Origin of the sequence: Streptomyces sp. SAT1, from assembly GCF_001654495.1 — a bacterium.
In the GTDB taxonomy this organism is placed as follows: Bacteria; Actinomycetota; Actinomycetes; order Streptomycetales; family Streptomycetaceae; genus Streptomyces; species Streptomyces andamanensis.
In genome coordinates this window covers 4,691,395-4,705,051 of the sequence record NZ_CP015849.1, presented here as the reverse complement: position 1 = coordinate 4,705,051, position 13,657 = coordinate 4,691,395, and the positions used below count along the sequence as shown (strand labels likewise).

Genomic DNA, 13,657 nt, shown 5'->3' with positions numbered 1-13,657 from the left:
GGTGCTGGCAGCTCTGCGACAGCACCGTCCCCCTCACCCCGTCCCCCTCGTCGTCGCTGTCGCGTTCCTGCCCGACGCCGGACACATGGCGTGGGTCAGGGCTGCCAGGAGTCCGCGGGCGGGGCCGACGGGACCGCCGGGGCGGGGGTGTACGTGTCCCGGTCCGCGGGGCGGGCGAAAGGCCCGGCGTGTTCGTGCATGAGCAGCAGCACCACACCGGCGACGAGCAGCGAGAGGACGATCAGTGCCATGCCGACAGGGTTGTCCGGGTTGTACTCGTAGCGGTTCGTGCCGAACTTGCTCCGCCTGAACACGGGTTCGTCGTCGTCGAAAGGCATCGTCGGACCCTACCCCGGCCGTCTCACACCCGGGGCACTCCCGCCGCCCGCCTCGGCGCCGTGTGGGAAAGTGTTCTGCGCCCGTGCCCTGCTGAGAGCCATGGGCGCCGTCGCGGTCACGCCAAGGGGGGTGTCGGCCGGGGCGGGAGACGGCCGGGCGGGGGCCCGGCCGCAGGACGGCCGGAAAGGGCTGCCATGAGCGACGAGATCTACTTCAGCAACAACTACCGCGACCTGTGTGAGGAGCGCGGCACGGGCGCAGGATTCCAGTTCGAGTTCAGCTGCCAGCGCTGCTACGACACCTGGCGCTCGCCCTTCGAGGCCTACGCGGGCGGCAGAGCGGCCAGTTGGGTCGACAAGGGTGTCAGTGCCGCGTGGGGGCTGGTGGGACGTACCGGAAGCAGCGTGTCCAGCGCGGTCGAGGGGCTGGCGGGCGCCGGTTACGGCAAGTCGCGCGACGCCGCGTTCCAGCGGGCGATATCCACCGCCCAGGACCACTTCAACCGGTGTCCGCGCTGTACGCACTACGTCTGCGACCGCTGCTGGAACGCCGGACAGGGCATCTGCCTCCAGTGTGCCCCCGACACGGCCGCCGAGGCGCTCGCCGCGCAGCGGCGCGGGCTCAACGACGCGGTCAGCGACCGTGCGTACGCCGCCGGTCAGCAGGCGGGTCAGCGCTTCGACGTGAACACGCCCCGGCAACTGGTGTGTCCGCAGTGCCGTACCGAGACCCACGGCAGCCCGTTCTGCCCAGGCTGCGGCCTGCGCATGGCACAGCCTGACACCTGCGGCTCGTGCAGCGGCGAGCTGCCCGCGTCGGCGGCCTTCTGTCCCACCTGCGGCACCCGGCGCTGACCGGCACGTCTCCGGCCGGGCGCGCGGTGCCGCGCCCGGCCACCGGACCGGGCCCGCTCAGAGGAGGACCAGAAGAGGATCCGAAGAGGTCCGAAGAGGTCCGAAGGGAATCAGAAGAGGCTCAGCAGCGCTTCCGCCGGATCGGTGAGGGGCGTGTCGCCGTCCGGGAGCGGGAGTTCGAACCAGACGGTCTTGCCGCGGGGGGTGCGGCGGGAGCCCCAGGCCGCGCTGAGCAGGCCGACGAGCTGGAGGCCGCGGCCCCCCTCGTCGGTGTCGCGGGCGCGGCGGCGGCGCGGCTGGACGAGGCCGGAGTCCCAGACCTCGCAGACCAGCGTGCGGTCCAGCAGCAGCCGCAGCCGGATCTCGCCCTCGCCGTACCGGAGCGCGTTGGTGACCAGTTCGCTGACCAGCAGCTCGGTGGTGTCGACCAGCGGCTCCAGGTCCCAGGCGAGAAGCTGGGTGCGGGCGTACTCGCGGGCGCGGCCGACGCTGCGCGGCTCGCGGGGCAGCGTCCAGTCGCCCACGGACTCGGCGGGCAGGCCCTGGACGCGGGCCATGAGCAGGGCGATGTCGTCCTCGCCGTGATGGCTGCCGAGCGTGTGGAGGACGTGGTCGCAGACGTCCTCCAGGGGGAGGTTCGGGTCGGTGAGCGCGCCGACGAACGCCTGGAGGCCCTCGTCCAGCGGGTGGTCGCGGGACTCGACCAGGCCGTCCGTGTAGAGGGCCAGCAGGGCGCCCTCGGGCAGTTCGACCTCCACCTCCTCGAAGGGCTCGCCGCCGACGCCGAGCGGCAGGCCGGGCGGTACGTCGAGCATGAGCGCCTGCTCACCCGGTTCGACCAGGACCGGCGGCAGATGGCCCGCGTTGGCGAACGTGCAGCGGCGCGTGACGGAGTCGTAGACCGCGTAGACGCAGGTGGCCAGGTAGACCTCGGAGAGGTCGGCCTCGCGGGGGCGGCGGGCCGCGCGGGTGGCCTGCTGGATCCCGCCGGGTGCGCCGAGGCCGCGGGCGATCTCGTCGAGCTGGGAGAGCACCTCGGCCGGTTCGAGGTCGAGCAGGGCCAGGGTGCGTACGGCGGTGCGCAGTTCGCCCATGGCGACGGCGGCGCGCAGCCCGCGGCCCATCACGTCGCCGACGACGAGCGCGGTGCGGTGGCCGGGCAGTTCGATGACGTCGAACCAGTCGCCGCCGACCTCGCTGGGCCGGCCGGTGGCCGCGTTGCCGGGCAGATAGCGGCAGGCGATGTCCAGGCCGGACGCCTCCGGGTCGCCGGGCGGCAGCAGGGAGCGCTGGAGTATGAGCGCGCGTTCGTGCTCGCGCCGGTAGAGGCGGGCGTTGTCGATACAGACGGCGGCGCGCGCGGCGAGTTCCACGGCGAGGTCGCGGTCGCGGTCCCCGAACGGCTCGCTGCCCTTGGTCCGGGAGAACTGCGCGAGTCCTACGACGGTGTCGTGGGCGACCATCGGGACGGCCAGCGTGGAGTGCACCAGGCCGCCGTCCTCGCCGGGCACCACCTGGGGGCGGGCCGTGCGCAGGGCGTGCGCGCAGCGCGAGTTGAAGGCGTAGTGGTGGACGGCGCCCAGTTCGACGGGGGCGCCGGTGGCGGACAGGGGGGCGCCGGACACCGCGCTGGCGAACGCGACCCGGCGCAGTTCGGCGCTGCCGTCGGCGAGTCCGGACGGGGTCTCGTCACCGGCCAGCAGGCCCTGGTACAGGTCGACGGTGGCGAGGTCGCAGAAGCCGGGGACGACGACGTCGAGGAGTTCGCGGGCGGTGGTCTCCAGGTCGAGGGAGTTGCCGATGCGGGCGCCGGCCTCGTTGAGGAGGGCGAGGTTGCGCCGGGCCGCGGCGGCCTCGCGGGCGGCGGCCCGGCGGGCGGTGATGTCGGTGCCGAGCCAGGCGATGCCGATGGGGCGTCCGCTGCCGCTGTGCACGCGGTAGAGGTTGATGGACCAGTGGCGGCGCTGGTCCGAGCCGGGGACGAAGCCGGTGACGTGCATGTCCGTGATGGACTCGCCGCTCGCCAGGACCCGGCGCAGGGTGGCGGAGACGCGGTCGGCCTCGGCCCGGGGCAGATAGTCGTGGACGCCCTTGCCGCGGTGGTCGTCGGGGCTGCCGCCGAAGGTGGCGGCGAACCGCTGGTTGGCGCGGCGGATCCGCAGATCGGGGTCGAGCAGCAGGAAACCGAACGGGGATTGGCCGAAAATCGCCTGCGAGGCGGCGAGGTCGGTCTCGATGCTGCGCAGGGTGCGGACGTCGACGACGATACAGACGGCGGCCTTGTCGCCCTCGGCGGTGCGGGTCGGCATGACGTACACCTCGGCGAGGCCGCGCGTGACACGCGGCCGGTGCGCGCCGCGTGCGCCGCTCGCACCGCTCGCGCCGGGCGCGGCAGCCGGGGTGCTGCCTGAGCCGGGCGCGGAGCCTGCGCCGTTCGCGGTGCTTGCGCCGGGCGCGATGCCCGCAGCGGTCGCGGTGTTCACGCCGCTCGCGCCGTTCGCGCCGTTCACGCCGTTCGCACCGGGCGCTCCGCCGGTGCCGCGTGCGCCGTCGGCGCCGCCCGTCCCACGTGCGCCGCGCGCGCCCCCGGTCCCCGTCCCCGTCCCGACCGCGTCCTCGGTCCCGGTGAGCGCGCCGTGTTCCGTACGGGAGCGGGGCTCGTCGTCCGGTTCGGGCAGGCGGAACGGGACGACCCCGGTCCACTCCCGACCGTCGAGGATCTCGGCCATCTTGCGCTGGCCCTGCTCGCGCAGATCGGAGTCGATGAACGCCTCGATGGGGTCCATTCCCACGGCCCGTTCGGCCGGGATGCCGAACAACTGCTCGGCGCGCAGGCTCCACTGGTCGACGTGCCCGTCGGGGCCGATGGAGAAGGACGCCACCTTGATGTAGTCGTAGATGGAGCCGGGCGGACTGCTCTGCCACATCGCGTCCACGGGCGGCGCGCCCTCGACCCCCGCGGGTCCCGCGACGGCCCCGCCGCCCGCGGTCCCCGTCCTCGCGCCGTCCGACGGGTCCTCGGACTCCGTGGCCTTCGCTGGTATCTCGCTCACGCGAACCGTCCCCTCCAGCTCACCGCGTCCGGCACCGGTCACCGGGGGCGGCTGCCCGCAGTATCCAGCACTACGGCGCCGCACAACACGGTGTTCACGATCACAGGAGCATCCCGATGCGTTTTGGTCCGGCCCGATCCGTCCTGTGACAACACAACCTGTCTTCTAACCAGGCAACACCCCGTCGAACCCCTCTGCGGACAACCGCCGCGGACGAGTGCCGGCGAGGGGCACCCCGGATGACCCGCTCCGCATCCGTCGTCACCCTTCGTCACGGGCGACCGGCACCGGGCCGTTCGGACCGCCGGAGCGGCCGGAGCGACTGGTGTGACCCGAGCGGTCCGAGCGGTCCGAGCGGCCGGAGCGGTCCGAGCCGTTCCGCTCCGGCGAGACGCCGTCGCCGGTCGGTGCGGCCGGGTCGTGCGCCTGCACCGCCAGTTCGAACCACACCGTCTTGCCCGACCGGTCCGGCCGGGTGCCCCAGCGGCGGGAGGAGGCCGCGACCAGTTGCAGACCGCGCCCGCCCTCGTCGTCGGGGTGGGCGCGGCGTTCGCGGGGCGGGTCCGGGAGCGGGTCGGAGACCTCGACCAGCAGCACGTGCGGCAGCCCCGCCGGACGCACCAGCCGCAGCCCGATGGGGCCGTGCGCGTGCCGCAGCGAGTTGGTGACCAGTTCGCTCACCAGCAGGGCCGCGGTGTCGCCGACACTGTCCAGCGCCCAGGTGCGCAGCTGGCCGCGGACGGCGGCACGGGCCGTGCGCACCGCGCCGGGCTCCGCGGAGAAGGTCCACTCGGCGCAGTCGCCTTCGGAGTCGGTCACGCCGATCACTTCCCGGGCCAGCGAACTCCCATGTCCGGTTTCATGGGGTTAATGGGCACATACCCGGTATCCAGCGGCCAGTACCGCACTTCCGGGAGCGGTACCCGCCCGGCCGCCCGGAATCCCGGCCGGTCTTCCGGCCCGAAGTCCGGCCGGGCGAGGGAAGGCCCGCGCCCGTCCCGGCCCATCCCGCCCCGCTTCTCCCCGCCTCGCCGGGTGGTACCGGCTCACCGCAATTCGCCACCGGCCCTGAGGTCGTCGAAGAGCAGTTGGTCGACCGGCGGGACCAGCGGCCGGTCCGCGTACGAGAACCAGGCCATCTCCTCGATCTCGCTGCTCACCGCCAACCTCCCCTGATACTCGGCGGTGTAGCAGCTCATCCGCACCACGGCACCGCCCGGCAGTTCGGGCACCTCGGCCTCGTACGTGCCCACGTGCAGCGCACTGTCCGGGTCGAGGAGCACGGTCAGCTCCTCCTCGATCTCACGGAGCAGGGTCTCCAGATCACTCTCCGCGCCCTCCCGCTTGCCGCCGGGGATGTAGAAGACGTCCTTCCCTCGGGGCCTGGCGCACAGAATCCTGCCGTTCTCCACGCGCACCCACGCCACCGTGTCGATCAGGACCGTCATCACTCCGCCTTCGCCGTCCGGAACCCGCGTCAGGCAGGACCTTACGAGACCGGTGCGGGCGACGGGAGCGGCGCCCGTCCGGCGGACCGGCGAGGGGACCGGCGCCCGTCCGGCGGGCCGACGACGGGAGCGGCGCCTGTCCGGCGGACGGGCCTCAGCCCTCCAGGGCCTCGATCGCCTCGGCCAGCCAGCGCTTCTCCTCGGTACCGGTGGCGCGGGCGATGCGCAGCATGCCCTGCCGGAAGAGGTCCGGCGCCTCCTCGGCCCGCACCGGCTCGCCGTCGCGGTAGAAGAAGCTCGCCGGAGTGTCGAGGAAGGCCTGCCGACGGCGGAGGACGGCGGCCTGCTCCGCCCGGTCGGGGAGGTGTCGCAGGAACGCGAGCAGCGTGAAGAAGCGCTGCCCGTCGGTGATTTCGGCGTCCTTGGGGTGGCGGAGCCGGGCCCGCAGGTCGGCGCGTCCCGCCTCGGTGAGGGAGAGGATCCGCCGGGGCGCCGCACCGCTTCCGGGCCCGGTGCGCTGCTCGACCAGCCCCGCCTTCACCAGCCGGGTGATGGCCGGGTAGAGCGCGCCGTCGCTGACCGGGCGGATGTGGCCGCTGAGGCCCTGGATGCGGCTCTTCAGCTCGTAACCGTGCAGGGGCTCCTCGTGGAGGAATCCCAGAATCGACAGCTCCAGCACGCACCGTCCCCGTTCTCTCGCCCATGCGAACGCTCGTCCTTGCCCGCCCCGTGCGGTCATGTTATCTCTTTTCGCTGTACCTCGATTCGAGGTACAGCGAAAAGGGGGAGGCATGCCCATGAGGGCGGACGCGGTCGTGACGGCGGCAGAGCACCGGCGCACGCTGGTGTCGCTGGCGTTCCCGGTCTACTTCGAGCTGCTCGCGGGCGTCACCGCCGGGATCATCAACATGGTCTGGGTGGCGAGGCTCGGCGGGGAGGCCGTCGCCGCGGTGGCCGTCGCCACCAATCTGGAGAACCTGCTGCTCGGCGTCATCCTCGTCGCCGGGTCGGGCACGACCGTGCTGGTCGCACGGGCCCGCGGCGCACAGGATCCGGCGGCGCTGCGCTCCGCCGTGCGCGGCGGCTGGGCACTGTGGGCGATCATCACGCCCTGCGTCGCCCTGGGCGGGTTCCTGTGCCGCGAACCGCTCGCCCGGCTCGTGCTCGGGGGCGGCGAGGACGGCTCGCTGCCCCTCACCACCGGCTACTTCTCGATCGCGCTGCCGGGGATCGCGGTGTTCTTCGCGACCAACGTCGTGGACGGCATCCTCAAGGGGGCGGGCGACACCCGCACCCCGATGCGACTCGCCGTGCTCGCCAACGGGCTGATCCTCGTGCTGGACCCCCTGCTCATCCTCGGGTGCGGGCTCGGTGTCCGCGGGGCGGCGACCGCCACGGTGCTGGGCCGGACCGCCGCGCTGGTCTGCGGATTCCTCGCACTGCGCCGCAATGCCGTGCTGCGCCGGGCCGCCGGGGCGTGGTCGGACGGGACGGGGTCACTCGGCTCCGATGCCCGTACGGTCGCCGCGACGGGGCTGCCGATGTCGGCCGACTTCGTCACCCGGATGGCGGGCGCGCTCGCCCTCGTCGCCCTCGTGGCCCGGATCGGTGTCGCCGAGGTCGCCGCCTACGGCATCGCGACCAAGGCGATGTACGTCGCGACCATGGCTTTCTACTCGGTCCGCCAGGCCGCCGCCATCCGCACCGCCCATCTGCTCGGCACCGGGCACGACGCGCGACGGGCCGTCGGGCGGCAGGCGCTGCTCCTCGCCGGGGCACTGGGGCTGACGGCCCTGCTGGCACTGCTCACCGCCGCGCCGTGGATCATGCGGGCGTTCGGCGGTGCGGGCGCGGTGGCCGAGGCCGGCACGCTCTATCTGCGGTGCGTGGGGCCGTACCTGGTGCTGCTCGCCTGTTTCATCGCGCTGGGCGGGGTGTTCGAAGGCAGCGGCGGAAGTCCCGCCCTCGCGCGGATCACGCTGTGCGGGGTGCTGCTTCAACTGGCGCTCGCGTACGGGCTGTCGGGCTCGGGGCTGCCCGGCATCTGCGCGGCCATGGCGGCGTCCATGGCCGCGCAGTGCGCGGCCGTCGTCAGGATGTACCGGCGCGCCGCGCTCCCGGCGGCCACCGGCCGGCCCGAGGACGAGGCGGCGGCGGAGGAAGCGGGAGGCGTCGAGGAAGACGCGGGGGAAGTCAAGAAGGAAAGGAGAGGGTGAGAGAGGCAAGGGGGGAAGGAGAGAAGTGCGGTGCGGGCCTGTGCGCCGGGGCACGCCGGGGCGTGCTCTTCACCGCCACCCGCTCCGGAGCCGCCCGCCGCGGCATCCCGGGCCGCCCCCGCTTCGCCTCAGCGCTCTTCGAGGCACTCGACCCAGTAGAGCTGCTTGTGGCCGTGGCTCTGCAGGCTGCCGACGGTCTCCTCGGCCTCGTCGCGAGTGGCGTATCTGCCCACGCGGTAGCGGTTGCCGTTGTCGTCCTGCCGGACGACCAGCCAGGGAAGAGTGACCGTACTGTCGTTCATCCCGCCCCCACTGCTCCTTTCCGCCCGGCGCGTGCTCCGCGCGCGCCCGGCCGCGTCCGGCTTGCGGCCTTCTGCCGTGTCTCCGCCTGCCGCGGAAACCGCAGCTCGCATATGCCCGAGCCTACGCCCAACCTTCACTCAGCGGATACGGGTTTTCACAAAGAGGTATGCAACCGGCCAATCCGCAGGGGGCGCACAGGGATGAACGCGCCGCACGCGGACATGAGAGGCGCACGGTCGCAAGCCCCGCGCCGTCGGCCGGTGCGCGCGGCGGCGACCTGCGAGGACGGCCGGAATCCAGCGCAGCGGGAACGGGGCACGCACCCTGCGGACAGGCCGGAACGGAGCCATGCGCCGGCCGAACCGCGCCAGGAACCGCACCAGGGGGCGCGCACTACCCGGCCCGCGCCGCGCCGCACGCCGGTGACATGAGCGCACCGGTGATACCGCGGAGGCGGCGGGCGGTACCGCCGAGGCCGCGCGGGTCCTGCCGCGGAGGCGGCGGGCGGCGGGTGGCTACTTCACGGGCGACTACTTCACGGGCAAGTGGTACGCCACCCGGTAGCGGTCGGCGGGGATCACCACGTCGGCCGTCTCCACGGCGCGGCCGGAGGCGTAGAAGGTGCGCTGGACGACCACGACGACATGGCCGGGGACGCCGCCGAGGGTGAGCAGTTCCTCGGCGAGGCCGGGGCGGGCGCCGACCTCCTCGGTGACGTTGTCGACGACGATGTCGATGGCGCGCATGCGCTCGACGACGCCCATGCCGCCGAGCGGGCCCTCCTCCGGGAGCATGACCGGAGTGCGGCCGGTGAGGGCGAGCGGTTCCCAGGAGGTGGAGAGCATCATCGGCTCGCCCGCGTCCCGGAACACGTACCTGGTGCGCATCACGCGGTCGCCGGGCTTGATGCCGAGCCGGTCGGCGATCGCGCCGCCCGCCTCGGTCTGCGCGCTGCGCGACTCCCAGGTGCCGCGCGCGTCGGCGGCCGCCTGCTCCTGCCGGAACGGCGTGGCGCCGCCGGCCGGGCGGTAGCCGGAGCGGGCGACCCGGCGCGGCGCGGGCCGCTCGCGCACATACGTCCCCGAGCCGGAGCGGCCCTCGACCAGGCCCTCGGCCATCAGCACCTTGCGGGCTTCCAGGGCGACCGTGTCCGAGACGCCGTACTCCTCGCGGATCCTGGCCTGGGAGGGCAGCCGGGTGTGCGGGGGCAGCGAACCGTCGACGATCTTCTTGCGGAGGTCGCCCGCGACGCGCAGATACGCCGGCTGCTCACCGAAAGTCACTGGCCACTCCCATCAGGTTGCACAGACAGCAACAGGGTGGCAACCGTAGGTTGTGACTTGCAAGTCGAGGCCAAGGAATCACTCGAAGTGATGAGTTGTGGTGTCGGGGGGCTTTACCCAGGCACTTTCTCCCCGGTATGGGAACCGTCGTACGTGGGCCCCGCCCCGCACGTCACAGCCGTCTCCCGGGCCGTACGCCGGTCCTCGACGGCGTACCCGGCGGCCGCGGCCCAGAGCTTCGCGCCCCGTGACAGCCACCGGGTGCGGAGCGGAGAAGGAGAACACGGCAGCCGGGTCGCCGGGGGCATCGGGTGCATCGGGTGCATCGGGTGCATTGAGCGGAGTGGAATCCGCGCTCGGGTCGTGCACCCGGCGCACACCGGAGCCGCGCGCGCCGGGCCTCGGGAAGAGGACGACCGGCGGACGAGCCCCGGCAGATCCCGGCGGCTTCCAGCGGCTTCCGGCGGATCCCCCGGCCCGCCCGGATCCCGGCCGATCGGCCGCACAGGCCCTAACCTGCCCCCATGAGCCCTCTGCCGGACCGCTACTGCCCCACCGACGGCGTCCGGGTGCCCAGTGACTCGCTCGCCTGGTGCTGCCCGTCCTGCCACGGCCCGCTGGATCTCGACTTCGCGCCCACCCCGGCGCCGCTGAAGTCGCTGAGCGGCCGGGTGAACTCGCTGTGGCGGTACGCGGAGACGCTGCCGCTGGCCCAGCCGACGGTGTCCCTGGGCGAGGGCCGCACACCGCTGGTGACGCTGACGGACGAGGTGTCGGCGAAGCTGGACTACCTGATGCCCACGCTGTCCTTCAAGGACCGGGGCGCGGTGCTGCTGGCCCAGCTGGCGCAGCGCGTCGGACCGACCCGGGTGGTCGCGGACAGCAGCGGCAACGCGGGCACGTCGATCGCCGCGTACTGCGCCCGCGCACGCCTGCCCTGCACGGTGTACGTCCCGCTGGGCATGTCCGCGAAGAAGCTGGAGCAGATCGAGGCGCACGGCGCCCGCCCGGAGGTGATCGACGGCGACCGGGAGGCGGCGGGCGCGGCGGCCCGGCGGGCGGCGGACGAGCCGGGCACCTTCTACGCCTCGCACGTCTACAACCCGTACTTCCTGCACGGCACCAAGACCTACGTCCACGAGCTGTGGGAGGACCTGGGCGGCCGGCTGCCCGATGTGCTCGTCCTGCCCGTGGGCAACGGCACCCTGCTGCTGGGCGCGGCGCTGGCGATCGCCGAGCTGTACGGGGCGGGCCTGCTGGACCGGCGTCCGGCGCTCTGGGCGGTGCAGGCGGCGGCGGTGGCGCCGCTCGCGCACGCCTGGCAGGAGGGCGCGGACGAACTCGTCGGCGACACCACCCTCTCCCCCACCCACGCCGAGGGCATCGCCATCCCCCGCCCGCCGCGCGCCCGGCAGATCCTGCGCGCGGTACGCGGTTCGGGCGGCACCTTCCTGACCGTCTCGGAGGACCGGATCCGGCACGCGCAGCTCGACCTGGCCTCGCAGGGGCTGTATGTCGAGTCGACGAGCGCGGTGTGCTGGGCGGCCGTACGCGAGGGCGCGCTCGGCGGCAGGTCGGCGGTGGTGCCGCTGTGCGGGGCGGGCCTGAAGTCGGGCCTGGCGCGGGCCTGAAGTCGGGTCTGGCGCGGGCCTGAGTTCCGGGCTCCGTCCGGGCGGGATCCGGTGGCGCCTGCCCGGTCCCGGCGGTCAGTCGTCGAAGGCGGTGGCGCGGGTGCGAGTGCGCTTCTCCCAGGCCGTGATGTCGTCGCGCACCCGGCCGAGACGGCCGAGGAGGGCGGTGACGGCGTCGTCGCCCAGCGGCAGCCTGGGCGGGGCGTCGTCCGACTCCAGCGCGGCGAGGATCGGCGCCGCCGCCTTGGCCGGGTCGCCGGGCTGGGTGCCGTCGCCGGCCGCCACGGCGTCCCGGGTCCCGCGCACACCGGCGTATACGCCGCTGTCCGGGCTGAGTCCGGCGTTCCCGGTGCCGAAGAGCGACGTACGGGAGGCGCCTGGCCCGACGATCAGCGCCTTGATCCCGTACTCGGCGGCCTCGTCCGCGAGTGCCTCCGACATGCCCTCCAGGGCGAACTTCGTCCCGCTGTAGGCGCGGGTGAGCGCGGCCGGGCCGAGGGCGTGCACGTCGAACAGGTCCCGCAGCTCCTGCTCGGTGGTCTTCTCCAGGGCGCCAGCACGTCCCGTACGGCGGCCTCGGCGGCGGCCGTGTCGGCGACGTCCAGGGCCGGCGCTCGGTGAGCGCCCGTCCGAAAGCCGCTGCTCGCGCCGGTGGTCAGCCGCACCTTTCATGGTTCCCCCTGGTTCATGGTTCCCCCTGGTTCACGGTTCCTCCTGGGATCTCGTCCTCGGACACCGGACTCGTCCGCCGGACGGCTCTGTGTCTCCCAGCCCGCGCTGAGCAAGCAGATCCGGGCGCTGGAGGGGCAGTTGGGCACCGAGCTGTTCACGCGCCGGGCGCAGGGCGTGGCCCTCACCCCGGCCGGTGCGGCGCCGCGCCGCGCGCCCGGCGGGTGCTGGAGGAGTGGGCGCGGGGCGCGGACGCCGTGGAGGCGGCGCGGGCGGCGGCCCGCAGCACGCTGGTGCTGGGCATGAGCACCAGTCCGGGGCGCGGCGGTCTGCTGCCCGCGATCCGCTCGCGGTTCACCGCGGCACGGCCCGAGGCGCTGCTGCGGCTGCGCCGGGCGAGCTGGGAAAATCCGACGGCGGGCCTGGCGGACGGGACCGTGGACGTGGCCTTCGTCTGGCTGCCGCTGCCCGCCGCCGAGCGGTACGCGTGGACGGTCGTCGCCGAGAAACCGCGGCTGGTCGCGTTGCCGGAATCGCATCCGCCGGCCGCCCGCGCGGAGATCGACTTCGCGGACCTGGCCGGACTGCCGTTCCTGGCCCTGCCCGCGGCCGCCCGTCCGCTGCGCGACCACGGGCTCGCCCTGGACGCCCGCGGCGGCCGGCCGCCGCGGATCGGCGCCGAGGTGGCGAGCACCGAGGAGACGTACGAGGCGCTCGTCGCCGGGCTCGGCGTCTGCCTGGTCACGGCGGGCAACGCCCCGCTCGTCACGCTCGGCCAGGTGACCACCCGCCCGGTGCGCGGCGGGCGGCCCCCGTCCATGCGTCCGTATGCACTCACGCCACGAGGGCCGTACGTACGCCACGAGGGCCCGGTGCGACCCGGCCGGACGGCGGGAATCGTACCGGGCCCTCGGGCCCGCGGGGTGCCGACGGGCGGCTCAGAACTCGTCGGCGCCGTTGCGCAGTTCTTCGGTCCAGTAGCCGGTCTTGGCGACCGCCTCGTCGACCGCGAGGCCGCCGGACGGGGCGTGCACGACGATGCTGCCCTCGGCGGGGCCGTCGGCGGCGAAGAAGTTCACGTCGAACTCCTTGACGACCTTGTTGTCCTCGTGCGCGCCGCCGTTCGCGACCCGGACGTTGGCGTACGCCGGCTGGCCGGGCGCCAGCACGACCGGCGCCCCCGGCTTGCTCTTCGCGACGGCCGGGACGTCCTTGGCGGTCTGGATGGGACCGAAGGCGAGCAGCGGGTACTTCAGCAGGCGGCAGGAGTGGGAGGACTTGTTGGTCGCGGTCAGCACGATGTGCTCGGTGGGCGTCTCGTCGGCCTTCTCCATCGTGACCTTCATGTCGCTGAAGGTGCAGGCGGGAGCGTTCGCGCCGGACTTGCCAGAACCAGAACCAGAAACGGAACCGGAACCGGAGTCCGAACCGGCGCCGGCACCGGTGCCCGAGCCGCCCTTGTTCTTCTTGGCTGCGGCATCGGCGGCGGTCGCGGAGTTCGCGGAGCCGGACTTGCCGGAGCCGGAGGCCGAGGCGGACGAGCCGGAGCCGGCGGTCCCGGACGTGCCGGTCGTCGCGGCGGCGGTGGCGGAGTCCGTGGCCTGCTGCGAGGTCGTGGCCTGTCCCTCGTCCTTGGTGCCGTTGCCGCTGCCGCAGGCGGTCAGGCCCAGGGAGAGGGCGGCGAAGGCGGCGACGGCCAGGACGGTGTGCTTGCGGTGGTTGCGCATGGTGGGTTCTCCCCCGAGGCGGTGTGAAGCTGAGATGGACGGCACCTGTGTCCCCGGACGTCCCGGTGCCCGGTGTCCCGCGCTCGGTGCCATGTACTCAGCTTCGGCGTCCGCGCTGCCGTCCTGCTTACGTC

10 protein-coding genes and 3 pseudogenes are annotated in these 13,657 nt (G+C 73.8%); 4 read left to right on the top strand and 9 right to left on the bottom strand.

The features are described 5' to 3' along the window. Nucleotides 1-95 precede the first annotated feature (95 nt). A complete protein-coding gene (locus A8713_RS20415) occupies nucleotides 96-338 on the bottom strand; it encodes a hypothetical protein (protein ID WP_064535011.1) in 243 nt (80 codons plus the stop codon). Between the two features lie 195 nt (nucleotides 339-533). On the opposite strand from A8713_RS20415, the gene A8713_RS20410 reads away from it, so the two are divergent. After that, nucleotides 534-1,193 (top strand): zinc ribbon domain-containing protein, encoded by a 660-nt coding sequence (locus A8713_RS20410; RefSeq protein ID WP_064535010.1) that lies wholly within the window; start codon nucleotides 534-536, stop codon nucleotides 1,191-1,193. Between the two features lie 110 nt (nucleotides 1,194-1,303). Here A8713_RS20410 and A8713_RS20405 read toward each other — a convergent pair whose 3' ends face one another. From A8713_RS20405 to A8713_RS20390, 4 genes and pseudogenes are all read right to left on the bottom strand, one after another. Further along, the gene (locus tag A8713_RS20405) at nucleotides 1,304-4,246 is read right to left on the bottom strand and encodes a SpoIIE family protein phosphatase (protein ID WP_107440679.1); all 2,943 of its coding nucleotides are present in this window, start codon (nucleotides 4,244-4,246) and stop codon (nucleotides 1,304-1,306) included. Nucleotides 4,247-4,675: 429 nt separating this feature from the next. Further along, a pseudogene (locus A8713_RS20400) lies at nucleotides 4,676-5,074 on the bottom strand (ATP-binding protein); the annotation flags it as partial. A 218-nt stretch (nucleotides 5,075-5,292) separates the two neighbouring features. Then, entirely contained in the window at nucleotides 5,293-5,694 is a 402-nt protein-coding gene (locus A8713_RS20395) for an NUDIX hydrolase (RefSeq protein ID WP_064535008.1), read from the bottom strand. A gap of 154 nt (nucleotides 5,695-5,848) precedes the next feature. Continuing rightward, nucleotides 5,849-6,373 (bottom strand): PadR family transcriptional regulator, encoded by a 525-nt coding sequence (locus A8713_RS20390; protein ID WP_064535007.1) that lies wholly within the window; start codon nucleotides 6,371-6,373, stop codon nucleotides 5,849-5,851. A 112-nt stretch (nucleotides 6,374-6,485) separates the two neighbouring features. On the opposite strand from A8713_RS20390, the gene A8713_RS20385 reads away from it, so the two are divergent. Then, the gene (locus A8713_RS20385; protein ID WP_443069735.1) at nucleotides 6,486-7,910 is read left to right on the top strand and encodes an MATE family efflux transporter; all 1,425 of its coding nucleotides are present in this window, start codon (nucleotides 6,486-6,488) and stop codon (nucleotides 7,908-7,910) included. A 128-nt stretch (nucleotides 7,911-8,038) separates the two neighbouring features. Here A8713_RS20385 and A8713_RS33620 read toward each other — a convergent pair whose 3' ends face one another. Together A8713_RS33620 and A8713_RS20380 are read right to left on the bottom strand one after the other, a co-directional pair. Next, entirely contained in the window at nucleotides 8,039-8,212 is a 174-nt protein-coding gene (locus tag A8713_RS33620; RefSeq protein WP_159393110.1) for an SPOR domain-containing protein, read from the bottom strand. 531 nt (nucleotides 8,213-8,743) lie between these two features. Continuing rightward, on the bottom strand, nucleotides 8,744-9,496 hold the full coding sequence (locus A8713_RS20380; RefSeq protein ID WP_064535006.1) for a GntR family transcriptional regulator: 753 nt from the start codon (nucleotides 9,494-9,496) through the stop codon (nucleotides 8,744-8,746). Between the two features lie 524 nt (nucleotides 9,497-10,020). On the opposite strand from A8713_RS20380, the gene A8713_RS20375 reads away from it, so the two are divergent. Beyond that, nucleotides 10,021-11,127: a pyridoxal-phosphate dependent enzyme gene (locus A8713_RS20375; protein WP_064535005.1), complete on the top strand. Its 1,107-nt coding sequence runs from the start codon at nucleotides 10,021-10,023 to the stop codon at nucleotides 11,125-11,127. Between the two features lie 333 nt (nucleotides 11,128-11,460). On the opposite strand, the pseudogene A8713_RS34970 reads toward A8713_RS20375, so the two are convergent. After that, nucleotides 11,461-11,799: pseudogene (locus A8713_RS34970) on the bottom strand (SDR family NAD(P)-dependent oxidoreductase); the annotation flags it as partial. 15 nt (nucleotides 11,800-11,814) lie between these two features. Between A8713_RS34970 and A8713_RS34340 the strand changes: the two are divergent. Then, nucleotides 11,815-12,629 (top strand): annotated as a pseudogene (locus A8713_RS34340) (LysR family transcriptional regulator); the annotation flags it as partial. 105 nt (nucleotides 12,630-12,734) lie between these two features. Here the strand turns inward: A8713_RS34340 and A8713_RS20360 are convergent. Further along, nucleotides 12,735-13,523, bottom strand: coding sequence for a DUF4232 domain-containing protein (locus A8713_RS20360; protein ID WP_064535003.1), 789 nt, complete (start codon nucleotides 13,521-13,523; stop codon nucleotides 12,735-12,737). Nucleotides 13,524-13,657 lie beyond the last annotated feature (134 nt).